The 16,745-nt window shown below is 55.3% G+C and carries 12 protein-coding genes; 9 read left to right on the forward strand and 3 right to left on the reverse strand.

Features of this window, described 5'->3' with window-relative positions; genetic code table 11:
- The first annotated feature begins 48 nt into the window (after positions 1-48).
- From hisS to UF64_RS08545, 6 genes are all read left to right on the forward strand, one after another.
- Positions 49-1,290 carry a histidine--tRNA ligase gene (gene hisS / locus UF64_RS08520; RefSeq protein ID WP_044828251.1) on the forward strand — a complete coding sequence of 414 codons (1,242 nt, stop codon included), beginning with the start codon at positions 49-51 and terminating at the stop codon, positions 1,288-1,290.
- A 7-nt stretch (positions 1,291-1,297) separates the two neighbouring features.
- Positions 1,298-2,653 carry a glutamyl-tRNA reductase gene (gene hemA / locus UF64_RS08525; RefSeq protein WP_052657508.1) on the forward strand — a complete coding sequence of 452 codons (1,356 nt, stop codon included), beginning with the start codon at positions 1,298-1,300 and terminating at the stop codon, positions 2,651-2,653.
- Positions 2,650-3,732: a peptide chain release factor 1 gene (gene prfA / locus UF64_RS08530; RefSeq protein ID WP_044828142.1), complete on the forward strand. Its 1,083-nt coding sequence runs from the start codon at positions 2,650-2,652 to the stop codon at positions 3,730-3,732. Before hemA ends, prfA begins: the two co-directional genes overlap by 4 nt.
- Positions 3,733-3,734: 2 nt before the next feature.
- Entirely contained in the window at positions 3,735-4,637 is a 903-nt protein-coding gene (gene prmC, locus UF64_RS08535; protein WP_052657510.1) for a peptide chain release factor N(5)-glutamine methyltransferase, read from the forward strand.
- Between the two features lie 293 nt (positions 4,638-4,930).
- Positions 4,931-5,695, forward strand: coding sequence for a DUF4167 domain-containing protein (locus UF64_RS08540; protein ID WP_044828143.1), 765 nt, complete (start codon positions 4,931-4,933; stop codon positions 5,693-5,695).
- A 284-nt stretch (positions 5,696-5,979) separates the two neighbouring features.
- Positions 5,980-7,575, forward strand: coding sequence for a type IV secretory system conjugative DNA transfer family protein (locus tag UF64_RS08545; RefSeq protein ID WP_044828144.1), 1,596 nt, complete (start codon positions 5,980-5,982; stop codon positions 7,573-7,575).
- Positions 7,576-7,581: 6 nt separating this feature from the next.
- Here UF64_RS08545 and UF64_RS08550 read toward each other — a convergent pair whose 3' ends face one another.
- On the reverse strand, positions 7,582-8,346 hold the full coding sequence (locus UF64_RS08550; protein WP_044828145.1) for an MOSC domain-containing protein: 765 nt from the start codon (positions 8,344-8,346) through the stop codon (positions 7,582-7,584).
- 353 nt (positions 8,347-8,699) lie between these two features.
- On the opposite strand from UF64_RS08550, the gene clpB reads away from it, so the two are divergent.
- Both clpB and UF64_RS08560 read left to right on the forward strand, forming a co-directional pair.
- A complete protein-coding gene (clpB, locus tag UF64_RS08555; RefSeq protein WP_044828146.1) occupies positions 8,700-11,291 on the forward strand; it encodes an ATP-dependent chaperone ClpB in 2,592 nt (863 codons plus the stop codon).
- A 123-nt stretch (positions 11,292-11,414) separates the two neighbouring features.
- On the forward strand, positions 11,415-12,215 hold the full coding sequence (locus UF64_RS08560; protein ID WP_044828254.1) for a DUF4197 domain-containing protein: 801 nt from the start codon (positions 11,415-11,417) through the stop codon (positions 12,213-12,215).
- An 11-nt stretch (positions 12,216-12,226) separates the two neighbouring features.
- Here UF64_RS08560 and UF64_RS08565 read toward each other — a convergent pair whose 3' ends face one another.
- Both UF64_RS08565 and UF64_RS08570 read right to left on the reverse strand, forming a co-directional pair.
- Positions 12,227-12,649: an ATP-binding protein gene (locus UF64_RS08565; RefSeq protein ID WP_044828147.1), complete on the reverse strand. Its 423-nt coding sequence runs from the start codon at positions 12,647-12,649 to the stop codon at positions 12,227-12,229.
- A gap of 27 nt (positions 12,650-12,676) precedes the next feature.
- Complete coding sequence (locus UF64_RS08570; protein ID WP_044828148.1) at positions 12,677-14,497, reverse strand: long-chain fatty acid--CoA ligase; 1,821 nt, start codon at positions 14,495-14,497, stop codon at positions 12,677-12,679.
- A gap of 472 nt (positions 14,498-14,969) precedes the next feature.
- On the opposite strand from UF64_RS08570, the gene UF64_RS08575 reads away from it, so the two are divergent.
- The gene (locus UF64_RS08575; RefSeq protein WP_044828149.1) at positions 14,970-16,745 is read left to right on the forward strand and encodes a M3 family oligoendopeptidase; all 1,776 of its coding nucleotides are present in this window, start codon (positions 14,970-14,972) and stop codon (positions 16,743-16,745) included.

Consider the following 16,745-nt stretch of genomic DNA (forward strand, 5'->3'; position numbering starts at 1 on the left):
GATATTTTGCGCAAATATCTGGAATTCAAGTTAGATCGGAGACCCAAAGTGGCATCGCTTCAACCCGTCCGTGGCACGCACGACCTTCTGCCGGAACAGAACCGTCTGCAGGATTACATCGCGAATACCGCACGCGAAATCGGCGAGTTGTATGGCTACCATCGCATGACCACGCCGATCTTCGAATTTACCGAGGTCTTTGCCCGTACCCTTGGCGATACGTCCGATGTCGTGACCAAGGAAATGTACACCTTTGAAGATCGCGGCGGCGAACAGGTGACGCTTCGTCCCGAAGGGACGGCTGGTATCGCACGTGCCTATATTTCAAACGGCATGCAGCAGATGTCCCCGGTCAAGGTCAGCTATTACGGCCCGATGTTCCGCTATGAACGCCCGCAAAAAGGCCGTCAGCGTCAGTTCCACCAGATCGGTGCCGAGCTGCTTGGCGTTGAGCAGGTTGCAGGCGACATCGAGATGATCGGTTACGGCGCACATATCCTTAAAGCCTTTGGTCTTTGGGACAGCATCACGCTGGAGCTGAACACCCTTGGTGATCCGGAAAGCCGTGCGGCATACCGCGATGTGCTGGTCGATTATTTCAAGGGGCATTTCGACAAGTTGTCGGAAGACAGTCGTGCGCGTCTTGAAAAGAACCCGCTGCGTATCCTTGATTCCAAGGATGAAGGGGATCGTGAACTGGTGGCCAACGCGCCGCTGTTTGCCGAATACCTGAATGCGCATTCTCAGGAATTCTTCAAGGGCCTGACCGAAGGCCTTGGTGATATCGGCATCAATTACGAACTGAACCCGCGTCTGGTGCGGGGGCTGGATTACTACTGCCACACCTGCTTTGAATTCACCACCAACACCCTTGGTGCGCAGGGCACGGTTATGGCGGGTGGCCGCTATGACGGGCTGATTTCGACCATGGGTGGTCCGCAGACCGCCGGTGTTGGATGGGCGGCTGGTGTTGAACGCCTGGCGCTGATGGTTGGCGAAGCCCCGGCGGGTGCACGCCCGGTGGCGCTGATCCCGATGGGCGATGCGGCCGAAGCAAAATGCCGCACCCTTGCCCAGACGCTGCGCGAAGGTGGTGTTGCGGTCGAGCTCGGCTATTCCGGCAACATGAAGAAGCGCATGAAGCGTGCTGACAAGGCCAAAGCCAAACTGGCGGTGATCCTTGGTGATGATGAACTTGCCAATGGTGTCGCCCAGTTGCGCGATCTTGATAGCGGCGAGCAGCAGGAAGTCGCCCTTGATCAGCTGGCTGATGTGATCGGCAAGAAGTGAGAATGGTGTGACAGACGGGATTTCGCATGAGGATGCCGGGGATTGGCCGCTTGATCGCCTGATGGTGATCGGCACCAATCATCGGCGCTCAAGCGAGGATACGCGAGACCGTCTGTTCATTGAAGAAGCCCGCTTGCCACAGTTTCTGGCCGCGATCGAGCAGGCCCGACTAGGGCAGGCGGTTGTCGTTTCGACCTGTAACCGCACTGAAATCCATCTTCTGGCGTCTGAGGCCGAACGCGGGCGTGAACGCCTGATCGATCTAATGTCGCTTTGGGCAGATCTTGATCGCGACCAGCTTGCGAGCGAGCTTTATATCCGATCCGGCCGTGATGCCCTGCGCCACATGTTTGCCGTGGCCGCTTCGCTTGACAGTCTGGTGATCGGCGAGCCGGAAGTCTTTGGTCAGGTCAAGGATGCGCACCGCATCGCGCGAAAGCACGATCTGGTCGGGCGCGAGTTGGAGCTGGTTTATCAGACCGCCTATGCCATCGCCAAAAAGGTCCGAAACCAGACCGGCATTGGGCAGGGGGCAGTTTCAATCGCGGCTGCTGCGCAATCGGTTGCGCGCGACCTGCATGGTGATCTGAGTGATTGTACCCTGCTTGTCGCCGGTGCAGGTGACATGGGCGAACTGATTGCGGCATCCCTTGCTGAACGGGGCATTGGTCGCATTCTGGTGACGGACAGGTTGGCCGCGCGTGCGCGCTTGGTTGCACGGCGCCTTGATTGTCACTGGTCGGAGATTGATGATCTTGATCGATTGCTCGCCGAGGCCGACCTTGTTCTGACGGCGGGCGGATCACGCCGCTACATGATCGACAAGGAACGCGCTCTTGCATCGGTCAAACGCCGCCGGTTCCGTCCGGTTCTGATGATTGATACGGCCGTTCCGGGTGATATTGACCCGCAGGTCGACGAGATTGACGAGGTGTTCTTTTACCGGATCGAGGATCTGGAAAAGATTGCCGCCGAAGGACGCGGCGGGCGCGAGGAAAAGGCCGACCAGGCCTGGGCATTGATCGAAGCCGAAATTGACAGTTTCGTGCGCGACCGTGCTCAACGCGCAGCGGTTCCGGCGATTGCCGATTTGCGCAAACGGTTTGAGGCGGTGCGGGCCGATGCGCTTAGTGAAAGTCACGGGGATGCGGAAAAGGCGACCCGGCTTTTGGTTAATCGCCTTTTGCATGCGCCGACACAGGCATTGAAGGATTTGGCAACGACAACAGACGGTGCAGGCACCGTCGAATGGGTCAAGGCCCAGAAACTGTTGGCGCGCCTGTTTGAACTTGAAGACAAGCCGCTTGGCGCTGATCGAGATCACGATCAGGCCAGCGACCCTGAACAGGAGAATAAAGAGTGAGTTTGGACCTTGGGAAACTCGAAGGCGTTACACGCCGGTTCGACGAACTCAACGCGCTTCTTTCAAGCGGAGAGCTTGATGGTGACGGCTTTTCCAAGCTGTCGCGCGAACATGCCGAACTGGCCCCGGTGGTCGAGGCGATTGAAGCCTATAAAAAGCTTCTAAGCGATCTGAAGGACGCCGAAGAAATTCTGGCCGACCCGGAAAGCGATCGCGACATGCGCGAGATGGCCGAAACCGAAAAATACGACATTCAGGACCAGCTGCCCGAGGCAGAGCGTCAGATGAAACTGATGCTCATCCCGAAAGACACGGCAGACACCAAAAACGCCATTCTTGAAATCCGTGCTGGCACGGGTGGCGAGGAAGCCGCCCTGTTTGCGGCTGATCTGTATCGCATGTATCAGCGCTATGCCGAAGGTCGGGGCTGGAAGTTCGAGCAGATGGATGCCAGCGAAAACGACCTTGGCGGTTTCAAGGAAGTGATCGTCAACGTGTCGGGAACGGACGTGTTTGCACGCCTGAAATTTGAAAGCGGCGTGCATCGTGTGCAGCGCGTGCCGGTTACCGAGGGTGGTGGGCGTATTCATACCTCGGCCGCAACCGTTGCCGTTCTGCCCGAAGCCGAAGACGTTGATATCAAGATCGATCCCAAGGATCTGCGCATTGATACCTATCGATCCCAGGGGGCGGGTGGTCAGCACGTCAACACCACCGATAGTGCGGTGCGTATCACCCATATTCCGACCGGTGTTGTGGCGGCCAGCCAGGAAGCAAAGTCGCAGCACAAGAACAAAGAAAAAGCGATGAAGATGCTGATGTCGCGTCTTTATGATCAGGAACGCGAAAGCAAGGACAGCGAACGCGCGGCTGATCGTAAATCACAGGTCGGATCGGGCGACCGTTCAGAGCGCATTCGTACCTATAACTTCCCGCAAGGGCGCGTGTCGGATCACCGCATCAACCTGACACTTTACCGGTTGGATGATTTCATCGCCGGTGGTCCGGCAGTTGATGAAATGATCGATGCCCTGATCGCCGAGGAACAGGCGCAGAAGCTTGCCGAAATTGAAAGCTGATCATGTCTTCTGACACCCCAGCAACCCTTGGTGCCCTGATGGCAGAGGCCGTCGCGGCCCTGACCGATGCCGGTATTGAAAATGCGCGCATGGATGCCCGTATTTTGTTGGCGCGTGCGGCCGGTGTTGATGGGGGCCGGATCAGTGCCTGGCCCGAAGATATTGTACCAGGCGATAAGGCCGACGCCTTTCGCGCCATGATCAAACGCCGCATTGGGCATGAGCCGGTCGGGCGTATTCTGGGGGAGCGTGACTTCTGGCGTCATACCTTCAAACTGTCACCAGAAACGCTGGAGCCGCGGCCCGATAGCGAAACATTGGTCGAATGGGCGATTGACTTCCTTGAAGATGCTGATGCGCCAAGGATTGTTGATTTCGGGACGGGCACGGGGTGCCTGTTGCTGTCAGCCGTTGGCGATTTGCCCGGGGCAAGCGGGATCGGACTTGATCTGAGCGAAGGTGCCGTAGCCTGCGCGCGTGAAAATGCCCGGTTGCTGGAACTTGATGATGTGGTCGAGTTTCGCGTTTCCGATTGGGATAGTTCGCTTGATGAGGCGGATAGGGCAGAGGGATTTGATCTTGTCATGTCAAACCCGCCCTATATCACTGCCGATGAAATGACGACCCTGTCGCAAGAGGTGCAAAAGTTTGATCCGCGCCTTGCACTCACGGATGAAGGCGACGGATTGGCGGCCTATCGCGCGCTTTCGCCAGTGGCGTTTGATTTGGCAAAGCCGGGTGGTTTTGTGATCTTTGAAATTGGTCGCGGCCAGGAAAAGGATGTTGGTCAGTTGCTGGTCGAAGCCGGTTTTGTCGGGGTGGAATATCGCGAAGATCTGGGCGGAATTGTTCGTTGCGTCGCGGCAAAGAAAACCCGTTGTTCGGTCGGGCGTTGCGTAATCTGATTATTCCAGACCTGTGATGTAAAAAAAGCACTGGCAAGTGAAAAAAACAGTTGGAATAACCGATCAAGCCATATAGGTTGAATTGAACGGGCCGGGTGCCCGACGCGCTTATGGAAGCGCCGTGTTCCCCTGTAAACAGTCAACAATCTCCGCTCCTTTTTTAAAAGGGTCCCGGCAGGTTTGTACAAATGCCGTGATCGGCGCTGTTTAGCGGGAAATATGTTTTTCAGACGGAGTGGTTCCGGGGCCGATGATGCCGCCGGATTGTCCTTCAACACCAAAGTCATGTTGATATGAGAAATAACAATAAACGTCCGCGCGGACGGCAACAGTCGAATAAACGTCCAGTAAATCCGAAATTCCAGAATTTTGACAGCAATGGGCCGGACGGCCGCGTACGCGGCAATGCCCAGCAAGTCTATGAGAAGTACATTTCGCTGGCGAAGGATTGCACTGACGATCCGGTTCTGGCTGAAAACTTCTATCAGCACGCTGAACACTACCATCGTATTCTTCAGGCCGCCCAGGAATGGGAAAACCAGCGCCGTGAAGAACGTGGTGGTGATAACAATCGTCAGCGCAACAATCGTGGCCGTGACGACCGCAACGACGCCCAGTCCAATCAGAACGATGATCAGCAGGGCGACAACACCGAAAATTCCGATGCATCGTCAAACAATGACGATACCAACACCCCGGTAGAGGCAGAAAATGCGTCTTCCGACGCGTCGGAAGACGATGGTGGCAAGCCGAAACGCGCCCCGCGTGCGCGCCGTTCGGATGCACGTGGTCAGGGCCGTGGTCGCCCGCGCAAATCCGATGACGCCATTGCCGATGAAAATGCACCGGCAGAAGTATCTGGCGATGACACAGCGGCAAATGCCGATGACGCAGATCAGGGCGAAGACGGCGAGAAAAAGCCGCGTCGTGCTGCTGGCGGTGCTGCGCGCACCCGTGGTCGCCACCCGACCGCGCGTCGTGGCCGCAGCCGTGCCGCTGGCCGTGAAGACGAAGAAGGTGCCACTTCTGACGAGGGATCCGAGCCGGTTTCGGCCTGATCTGACAGAAGGCGGTCTTTCAACATGACAAACACCCCTGTAAGCCAACGCTTGCGGGGGTGTTGTCGTTTGGGTATGTGCGCCAAATCCGCACATACCCCCAAAGACGCAGTGCTTTAAGGGATGCGAAACTGTATAAGCATATAATCGAATACCCCGCGCAACTGTCGATTAACGGTCGCGCGGGATCTGGGACAAATCACAAAATAAAACCGTGAAGCCAAGATCGGCAGCAAACAGCCGGCATCCTTTCACGGTAGAGGCGCATTCTCGGGGAGTGTTAGATGGGGACTGGCTTATTTCGGGTCGTCATGGTTTTGCTATGGGCTCTTGGCGGTATGGTTATTGCCCTTGGGCTGTTTAATGGTGACTATGAGTTGGCCCTTCTGGGGGCTGTCTGTTTCATCGTCCCGATGTTCATTCCGCTGGTCGTCATTGTGCTTAACCGCATGAAGCCATCTTCATCTTCCAAATCAAAGAAACCCAAGCTGGGCACAAAAGGTGCCAAATCCCGCGGCGAGGGCGACTGGGCCACTCTTGAGGACCTCAATGGTCGCAAGCTGCTTGATAAAAATCCCGCATTTGTGCTTGGGCGTTGGGGGAATGACAAACGCCTGCTTGGTGCCAATGGCCTCAAGCGTGTTCTGACTTTTTCAACCAAACCCGAAGAGTATTACCGTGCCTCGGCCGAACCGAATGCCTTGCTGCACACCGGCAACCTGTTTGTTTATGAGCGGTATGGTAGCATCTTTCGTGCCATTCACGAGCGCCGTACCAAGCTTGGTCAGAAACTGATCGTGATTGACCCGCACAAACAGACCGGCGTTGAAACCGCACATTTCAACCCGTTTGATTTCATCCGCCAGCAGGGCGAAGGCCTTATTACCGATACCGGCCTTATTGCCGATACGCTTCTGGCGCCGATGATTGTCAAGGAACTCGACGAGCAGGAAGTTCGCACTGCAAGGACGCTGTTGCAGGGGTTTATCGTTTTCACGATCCAGCGCAGTGAAAAGGACAACCGCAACCTTGCCGAAGTGCGCCGCAACCTGACCATGCCATCGCACCGGTTCTACAAGATCCTTGAAGAAATGATGAGCATCGAGTCCGCCGATGGCCGTATTTCCGAGGTTGCGCTGAATATCCTTGATATGACCGAAGATCAGCGCATGAAGATCATCGAGGCCTGCCGGGCCTGTACCGAAGAATTCGACAATACGCAAATCGCGCGCTTGGTCAGCAAAAGCAGCTTTACGCTTGAAGACATCACCAGTGGTCCGGTGTCGATCTTTGTCATTGGGCAGTTGGGCGGCGAAAGCCCGGAAGTTCAACCATCCTTTAGCCGCGTGATGCTGGCGGGCATGATGAACCTGATCAATCAGCGTGGATGGAAATCGGGCGATCCGGAATTCCTGGTGCTGCTGGACGGGATTGAGAGCGTTGGCCGCATGCCGTTGTTCGAACGCCTTCTGGGCGGCGGGTATGGCGATGGCATGATCGTCTGGCCCGGCTTCTCAGGTGTGAGTGGCCTGATGGATGTTTGTCTGAACTGGGAAAATGTCGTGGGCCGCGTTGATGCCATTTCGGTGCTGGGTCAGGAAGGGGCATTTAACCTGGATTGGGTGTCGGGCCTGACCGCGATGTCGAAATTCGAAGATACCGGGGGCGGCAAGGATACCAGCCGCCCGGTGCATCTGCGATCCCAAGACAATCAGCCGATATTGCGATCTGCCGAAGTGGCCCGTTTCCCCAAGGAAGAACAAATCCTGTTTCGTAAGGGATGCCCGCCCATTCGGGCCCATCGGATTGACTGGTATCATGACGAAATGTTCAAGGGCATGGCGGTCCATGCCCCGACATTCAATTCCGGGAATGACTGATAGGGCTTAGGCGATGGTCAGTTCATCGCCCGGTGCAATCGCGCCGTCGCCAAGGGCCTCAAGGTAAACCCCCATATAAAGGTGGTTCACACCCTTGCGCAGCATCAGCGGCACGTTGATATCGGCAACGGCGGTGTCCGGATTGACGCTGGTTGCCTTGCAGCGCGTGATCGGGTGCACGACGCGGAACGAGATATCATTGATCTTGATGATCTTGTCTTCGTTCCATTCCAGTTCTTTCCACGGCTCCAGTCCGTCAACCAGCAGGTTGCCACGGAAACGCATCGGATCGATCTCGCTTTGAACGATGCGGGTACCGAAATCACGGATCGACGCCAGGTTGAGCAGCGAAATGAAAGGCTCTTTCATGTCGCCGAAATGGGTGTCTGGCACGGAATAGATTTTCGGCGTGCCGGCAATGTCGTTTTTCAGGAATGCCTTGAGGAAATCCTCAACCACGGTGCGGCCCATGGCTTCATCAAGCTTGCCTTTGCAGATGGCGCGCCCATTTCTAAGAATGGTCAGGGTCGTGGTGGCGTCATCATATTCGGTGCCGATTTCGGCCAGCTTCGGTGTGTTGACCAGCTGCAGGAAGTTGCTTTTGCGCGCCCATTCATGAACGCCTTCCTGTCCGACGGACGACTGGGTGGCAATGACAAAGCGACGATCGTCAGTGATCATGTGGTGCGCGCTGATCTTTGCTTCTGCAAGATCAACGCCGCGCATGCCCTTGACCGGGTATCTTTTGATGGCTTTGAGTTCGATCGTCATGATCTGTGTTCCTGTATGGCGCTTTGGCATGCCGGATGAAGCGGGACGAGTGGCATGCATATCGTGGCGACGTTAGAACGTTGTTTTGCCAAGGGCAACCCTGTGTCACATGCAAAATTCAAGACTGTCGCCGGTTATCTGGAATAATGCCAGAAACTCGTGTTGCGGCGCACAAATAATTCTTGCAACTTTTGTAGGGGTATGTGGTTGCAAACGCGCTAGACTGAGACATATCAATGTTGTCACTGGCGAAATAATCTATAATTTTAGAATTCGGTAATGACACCAATGCCGTGGACGCTTCCAAGAAGGTCCACATCGTCTGAATACTGTTGGCTCAAGGAGTGACAGGAATGGAATTTGAAAACTTCACGGATCGGTCAAAAGGCTTTCTCCAGTCGGCGCAATCCCTTGCGTTGCGTGAGAACCATCAGCAATTTGTCCCGGTTCATCTGCTTAAGGTGCTGCTTGATGACGAAGAAGGTCTGGCAGCCAATCTGATCAAGGCATCCGGCGGTAAGCCGAAAGTTGCCCAGGAACGTTGCGCGCAGGAACTGGCAAAATTGCCAAAGGTTTCCGGCGGCAATGGCCAGATTTATCTTTCATCCGAATTTGCGCGCCTGATTGATCAGGCACAGGAAGTCGCCAAAAAGGCCGGTGACAGCTATGTCACTGCTGAACGGTTGCTTCTGACCATCGCACTTGATCCGAAGTCCACTGCCGGCAAGGTGCTGGCCGATGCTGGCGTCACCGCACAAGGGTTGAACGGTGCGATCAATGATATCCGCAAGGGCCGTACGGCCGATAGTGCCGGTGCCGAAAACCAGTATGACGCGCTTAAGAAATATGCCCGCGACCTGACCGAGGCCGCGCGCGAAGGAAAACTCGACCCGGTTATTGGCCGTGATGAGGAAATCCGTCGTGCAGTGCAGGTTCTGTCGCGCCGGACCAAGAACAACCCGGTCATGATCGGTGAGCCCGGTGTGGGTAAAACTGCCATTGCCGAAGGTCTGGCGCTGCGTATCGTCAAGGGTGATGTGCCGGAAACGCTTAAGGACAAGAAACTTCTGTCGCTTGACCTTGGTGCGTTGATTGCCGGTGCGAAATTCCGTGGTGAATTCGAGGAACGCCTGAAAGCGGTTCTGAGCGAAATTGAATCAGAAGCCGGTCAGGTCATCCTTTTCATCGACGAATTGCATACGCTTGTCGGTGCCGGCAAGGCCGAAGGATCGATGGATGCATCGAACCTTCTGAAACCGGCCCTGGCGCGTGGTGAGCTGCACTGCGTTGGCGCGACGACCTTGGATGAATACCGTCAGCATATTGAAAAAGACGCGGCCCTTGCCCGTCGTTTCCAGCCGGTCTTTGTCAATGAGCCGTCAGTCACTGACACGGTATCGATCCTGCGCGGGATCAAGGACAAATACGAACTCCATCACGGGGTGCGTATTGCCGATAACGCGCTGGTCGCGGCAGCAACCCTTTCGAACCGTTACATAACCGACCGGTTCCTGCCTGATAAGGCGATTGACCTGATGGATGAGGCTTCCTCGCGTCTGCGCATGGAGCTTGATTCCAAACCGGAAGAAATCGACGAATTGGACCGCCGTATCATCCAGCTCAAGATCGAGCGTGAAGCGCTCAAGAAAGAGCAGGACAGTGCCTCCAAGGATCGTCTTGGCCGTCTGGACAAGGAACTGGCCGAGCTTGAAGGCAAATCCGCCGAGCTGACCGCGAAATGGGAAGCCCAGAAGAAAGAACTGGCTGCATCAACCCATATCAAGGAACAGCTTGATCAGGCGCGCGGTGAACTTGAACGTGCGATGCGTGATGGCAAGCTTGATCGTGCCGGGCAGCTTCAGTACGAAGAAATCCCGGCGCTTCTGGCGCTGCTTGAAAAGGCGGAAAACGATCCGTCGCGTGGCATCAAGGAAGAAGCGGTCACCGAAAAGCACATCGCGTCTGTCGTATCGCGCTGGACCGGTATTCCGGTTGACAAGATGCTCGAAGGTGAGCGTGAAAAGCTTCTGGAGATGGAAGACACGCTGCGCAAACGGGTTGTCGGTCAGGATGATGCAGTACGTTCGATCTCGAACGCGGTACGTCGTGCCCGTGCAGGCCTGCAGGATCCAAACCGACCGATTGGTTCGTTCCTGTTCCTTGGCCCGACGGGTGTCGGTAAAACCGAGCTGACCAAGGCGCTTGCGCAGTTCCTGTTTGATGATGAACAGGCCATGGTCCGGATTGATATGTCCGAATTCATGGAAAAACATGCGGTGGCGCGTCTGATCGGTGCACCTCCGGGCTATGTCGGTTATGAGGAAGGCGGTTCGCTGACCGAAGCGGTACGTCGTCGTCCGTATCAGGTCGTCCTGTTTGACGAGGTCGAAAAAGCACATCCCGATGTGTTCAACGTCCTGCTGCAGGTTCTTGATGAAGGGCGTCTGACCGATGGACAGGGCCGTGTTGTCGACTTCCGCAATACGCTGATCATTCTGACCTCGAACCTTGGTGGGGAAATCCTTGCCAATCAGGAACCGGGGCACGACAGCGGCGAAGTCCGCGCCCAGGTCATGGAAATCGTTCGGGCATCGTTCCGTCCGGAATTCCTCAACCGTCTGGATGAAACCATCCTGTTCCATCGTTTGCACCGCGATCAGATGGGCAAGATCGTCGATATCCAGCTTGGTCGTCTTGAGAAGCTTCTGTTTGATCGCAAGATTGATCTCAAGCTTGATGATGCTGCCAAGGATTGGTTGGCTGAAAAAGGCTATGACCCGATCTATGGTGCCCGTCCGCTCAAACGCGTTATTCAGCGTTATCTGCAGAACCCGTTGGCGATGCAGATCCTGGAAGGCGGGATCAAGGACGGTGATACGGTCCCTGTCTCGGCCGAGGGCAAAGACCTTCTGCTGAATGGCAAAAAGGTCGAGGTCATTGAATAAGGCCGCCTGACATATCACATGCAAAACCCCGGTTGATTTACCGGGGTTTTGTCTTTTTCGGGCCATGATTATTCTTCATTGTCTTTCCCTTCACGGGCAATAACGCAAATGGCAGGACCGCAGATGCGCAAACGTACTTCCGATCATGTTTTCAAAGCCGGTGCTGTCGCACTTGTTGTTGGTGTTCTGGCTGGCGGGACTGTCGCGCCGGTTCATGCCCAATCCTTCTTTGACAAGGCAAAGCAGGCCCTTGGCGATGCGATGAATTCATCGGGGTCGGGAAGTGGATCAAACAGCGGTTCAGGGATATCCGCCCTGTCATCGGATACGGTCGAGCAGGGACTGAAACAGGCGCTTGATATCGGGGTGGATCTGGTCACCGATCAACTGGGTGCTGTTGATGGCTTTAACGCCGATCCGGTTGCGCATATCCCACTGCCCGACGAAGTCCAGACCGCCCAGAAATTGATGAGTGCCGCAGGGCTTGGAAGTTACGCCGATGAAATCGAATTGCGGATGAACCGGGCTGCCGAACAGACCATGCAGGATGCCGGCGATATTCTGGTTAATGCCGTGCGTCAGATGACGGTCGCCGATGCCAAGGGCATCTTGCAAGGCCCGGATGACGCCGCTACCCAGTATCTTAGGCGTGTTTCAGGAACCGATATCGAAGGACGTCTGCGCCCGATGATCACGGACGCGCTGTCAGACACTGGCGCCTTGTCGCTATATGATCAGATGGTGGGGCAGTACGCCCAATTGCCGTTTGTCCCCGACCTCAAGGCATCGTTGACCGATCACGCAACGGATAAGGCGATGGATGGCTTGTTCCATTATATCGCCCTTCAGGAAGCCGATATCCGAAGCGATCCGACCCGTTGGACGACTGATATCCTCAAGCAGGTCTTCTCAACCGTGAACTAGGGGCGCGTCCCTTAGCGGTATTTTTCCGGCAGCGGTTCCCAGCGATCGCGCATATCGGCAAGGGTTTCATCGGGCACCATATGGATGCTGCCGAACCGGCCATGGCATTCGACAATCTGCAACAGAATGTCGTGCTTGTCGGCCATGTCGATATAGGCCTTCATTTCCCAGAAGCGGGTAAAGGTGTTCGAGACAACAACGTCTTGTCCCTCTGATAGGGCGTTGTGGCATTCCGCCTCGCACCGGGCGTGGGTCTGCGACAGGCGGGTGCCATCAAACTCGTAGAACCCTTCATGATCGACCATGAACATGTCTGCTTCGAGATGAACTGCACCGGTGGCCTGGCACAGATTTTTGGCGAGTGTCGATTTACCTGATCCGGGAAGACCCCGGACCAGGGTAAGGGTTTGTTTGATTTCTTTGGGGCGCGTCATCGTCTTTATGGTCAGTCGTTTGGTGTTTTATTGGCCGCCACGCTTGCGCTGATAAAGGCCGTCAAGCTGCTTGCCATAGGCTTCGCGGATCTTGTGACGGCGGATTTTCATCGACGGGGTCAGCATTTCGTTATCAATGGTAAAGGGCGCTTCGGCAAACATGAAGCTGCGCACCTTTTCAATCGTCGACAGGCGCTGATTGACGTGATCAATCGCGTTGCGGATGACTTTGCGGAAATCATCATTTTTGCCAAGTTCTTCAATGGAGTTCGAAATACCATTTTCGCGGGCGAACTCGCGCATGAAGTCTTCTTCCGGCCAGACGACTGCCACCAGATAGGGTTTGTCATCGCCATAGACCATGGCTTGGGAAATCTCGGTTTCAAGCGTCATCAGGCCTTCGATCCGCTGGGGCGAGATATTGTCGCCGCCGGAATTGACGATGATGTCCTTCTTGCGATCCGTGATCATCAGGCTACCCTGTTCATCGAACTTGCCGATGTCACCTGTATGCAGCCAGCTATCAATAATGGTCGCCGCCGTCACATCCGGCAGGTTCCAGTAACCCTTCATCATGCTTTCGCCGCGCAGCAGGATCTCGCCATCATCGGCGATCTTGACCTCAGCACCCACCATCGGCGGGCCAACTGTGCGCAGTTTGTTGTTTTCAGCACGGTTACACGACACCACCGGGGCAAATTCCGTCTGGCCATAGCCCTGAAGGATGCGAATGCCGCACGATACAAACAGGACACCCAGTTCGTAGTTCAGCGGACCGCCACCCGAGACCATCGCCTTGATCCGGCCGCCAAAGCGCTGGCGCAGCTTACGACGCAGCAAGAGTTCACAGGCAAGGTTCTGAAGCTTTTCGATCAGGCCAAGTCGTTCGCCTTCGTAATTCTTACGGCCCAGACGCAGGGTCAGGTCAAACAGCTTCTGCTTGATGCCGCCTTCCTTTTCGACCATGCGGCTCATGCGCTGATAAAGCATCTCATAAAGGCGCGGTACGGCCGTCATGATGGTCGGTTTGACTTCGGCCAGATTGGCCGCCAGCTTATCAAGCCCCTCGGCGTAATAGATCTGGGCATCGATACTGATCGGGAAATAAAGACCGGCAGTATGTTCGTAGGAATGCGACAGCGGCAGGAAGGACAGGAAGATTTCCTTGTCGATGCCCAGCGTATCAATGATGTCAAACGCACCCATGCAGTTTGAAATGATCGCACCGTGGCTTAGCATCACGCCTTTGGGCGAGCCACCCGTGCCCGATGTGTAAATCAGACAGGCAAGGTCATCACGATTGATCTTGGAAATCCAGTCATCAACATCATGGGTCAGACCACGCCCCTTGGCGATCAGGTCATCCCAGCGCGAAATGGTAATATCGCCGACAAAGCTTTGACCCCATTCTTCCATCATGATCGCATGGCGGCAGCGCCCGCTATCAAGGGCGGCATGCAGGAAAGGCTGGGCAAGTTTCTTGGTCGAGATAATGGCAATCGCCGCACCACTGTCTTCGATCGCGTGCAAATGATCGCGCTCGGTATTGGTGGTGTAGGCGGGGACAGTCATGGCGCCAACGCACATGATGGCAAGATCGGCAATGCCCCATTCGGTACGGTTTTCCGAAACCAGCAGGACCCGGTCGCCGGGGCGAACGCCTATGTCATAAAGGGCACGCGCAAGGGCACGGACCTGATCGGCGGCCTCTTGCCAGCTTGTCGGGACGAATTCCTTGCCCTCGGAATCCTTGGTCCAAAGAAACGGCGTGTCGCCATGTTTCTTGGCCTTTTCAAAAAACATGGTCGGCAAGTTTTGCCAATTGGCATAATCCTGCAAACTTGTCATGACGTTTCCTTGCCTCACTCTTTGTTCCCGCGAACGGGCAATCTTTGCGCTGCCCTGATGGTAACGCTGTCATTTCCTTTTTCCTTATACCCGCGCGAGCGCGCGGCAGATCGGAATAAACGAACGTTCCAAGATGAATTTGTTATCAGGGATTGCACAATTGCGCAGCCTGAAAATGACATTTTAAAGACCGAATTGTCGCCTATGTCACAGAAACGCGGATTGGGGTGGCTTGTTCCGGTCAAAGGCGCTGCAAAATGCGGTTTGTTTGGCCCTTGATGCGGCTTTGCTGTTGTCCATGGCACAAGGAACGATATGATCGACCCAGCAATTTGAAACCGTATCTGTAAACGGGTCTGGTGATATGGCTTTGACGGGCTATATATCGGATCAGGACGATTAAAAAGCAAAGGCATACCCTTTGCCGCTGCGGATCGGACGCACGCGACCAACGAGACTGTCTGGAGGACAAATGAACGCGATCAACAAGAATTTGCCGACCTGGGATCTGACCGATCTCTACAACGATCTGAAAGACCCGAATATCCGGCGCGATCTTGATGATGCCAAAAGCCGCTCTCAGGCATTCCAGCAAAGCTATCAGGGTAAGCTCAATGACCTGTCGGGTGATGAACTGGCAGCTGCCATTGCCGAATATGAAGCGATCAGCGAAATCTGCGGCAAGATCGGATCCTTTGCGCAGCTGAAATATGCTGGTGACAGCTCGGACGCGGCCATTGGCCAGTTCTACCAGTTTGTTCAGGAAGAAATGACCGGCATTTCCAGCCTGTCGCTGTTCTTTGGTCTTGAAATCAACCGCATCGAAGATGCGTCGCTTGATGCCAAGTATGATCAAAGCGAAGCGCTGCGCCGCTATCGCCCGTGGCTTGATGAAAACCGTGCCTTCCGCCCGCATCAGCTGTCCGACGAGGTCGAGCAGGTCCTGCATGAACGCCGCGTTGCCGGATCGGCCGCGTGGGTGCGCCTGTTTGATCAGACGATGGCAGAACTCCGCTTCCCGATTGATGGCGAAGACCTGACCATGTCCGATGCCGCGAACATGCTGTCTTCAAGCAAGGTTGATGATCGCAAGAAGGCCGCGAAATCCATTGGTGACGTTCTGGGCAAGAACATCAAGCTTTTGGCGCACATCACCAATACCCTTGCCAAGGACAAGGAAATTGATGATCGCCTGCGCAAATTCGCAACCCCGGTTTCATCGCGCAACCTGTCCAACCAGGTCGAGGATGAAGTTGTCGACGCGCTCAACACTGCCGTTAAAAACAGCCATGCCGATCTGTCGCACCGCTATTATCGCCTGAAGGCGAAATGGTTTGGCGTTGATCAGCTTGATTACTGGGATCGTAACGCGCCGCTGCCTGATGATGATGATCGTCAGATCGATTGGGATACCGCGCGTTCGACCGTGCTCAAGGCTTACGGCGAATTTTCGCCGGAACTGGCCGAAGTTGGTCAGAAATTCTTTGATAACCCGTGGATCGATGTGCCGCCACGTGCAGGTAAGTCATCGGGCGCCTTTGCCCATCCGACTGTGCCGTCCGCACACCCTTACTTGCTGCTCAACTATCATGGCAAAACCCGTGATGTGATGACGCTTGCTCATGAGCTGGGCCATGGCGTGCATCAGGTGCTGGCAGGTGAGCAGGGTTACTTCCTGTCCGATACGCCGCTGACACTGGCGGAAACCGCATCGGTATTTGGCGAAATGCTGACCTTCCAGTCGATGCTGCGCTCAGAATCTGATCCGAAGATGAAGCGCATCATGCTGGCCGGTAAGGTCGAGGATATGCTCAACACCGTTGTGCGTCAGATTGCGTTCTTCGAGTTTGAAAAACGCGTGCATGAAAAGCGCCGCGAAGGTGAATTGACCGTTGATGAGATCTGCGACATCTGGTTGGCCGTACAGCATGAAAGTCTGGGCGATGCCATCCGTTATGAAGACGAATACAAGTACTACTGGTCTTATATTCCGCACTTCATCCATTCGCCGTTCTATGTCTACGCATACGCCTTTGGCGATTGCCTGGTGAACTCGCTTTATGATGTTTATCAGGGTGCCGAAGACGGCTTCCAGCAGAAGTATCTTGATATGCTGAAGGCCGGTGGCACCAAACGGCACAAGGAACTTCTGGCACCGTTCGGACTTGATGCATCGGACCCGGCCTTCTGGCAGCGGGGCCTCAATATGATCAAGCGCATGATCGACGAGCTGGAGGAGCTTTCCTGA

Source organism: Thalassospira sp. HJ (genome assembly GCF_000948415.1).
Classification (GTDB): Bacteria; Pseudomonadota; Alphaproteobacteria; order Rhodospirillales; family Thalassospiraceae; genus Thalassospira.

Coding starts and splice junctions, on each gene's coding strand:
- prmC (WP_052657510.1), top strand. CDS start 3,735: ATGTCTTCTGACACCCCAGCAACCCTTGGTGCCCTGATGGCAGAGGCC.
- UF64_RS08540 (WP_044828143.1), top strand. CDS start 4,931: ATGAGAAATAACAATAAACGTCCGCGCGGACGGCAACAGTCGAATAAA.
- UF64_RS08545 (WP_044828144.1), top strand. CDS start 5,980: ATGGGGACTGGCTTATTTCGGGTCGTCATGGTTTTGCTATGGGCTCTT.
- UF64_RS08550 (WP_044828145.1), bottom strand. CDS start 8,346: ATGACGATCGAACTCAAAGCCATCAAAAGATACCCGGTCAAGGGCATG.
- clpB (WP_044828146.1), top strand. CDS start 8,700: ATGGAATTTGAAAACTTCACGGATCGGTCAAAAGGCTTTCTCCAGTCG.
- UF64_RS08560 (WP_044828254.1), top strand. CDS start 11,415: ATGCGCAAACGTACTTCCGATCATGTTTTCAAAGCCGGTGCTGTCGCA.
- UF64_RS08565 (WP_044828147.1), bottom strand. CDS start 12,649: ATGACGCGCCCCAAAGAAATCAAACAAACCCTTACCCTGGTCCGGGGT.
- UF64_RS08570 (WP_044828148.1), bottom strand. CDS start 14,497: ATGACAAGTTTGCAGGATTATGCCAATTGGCAAAACTTGCCGACCATG.
- UF64_RS08575 (WP_044828149.1), top strand. CDS start 14,970: ATGAACGCGATCAACAAGAATTTGCCGACCTGGGATCTGACCGATCTC.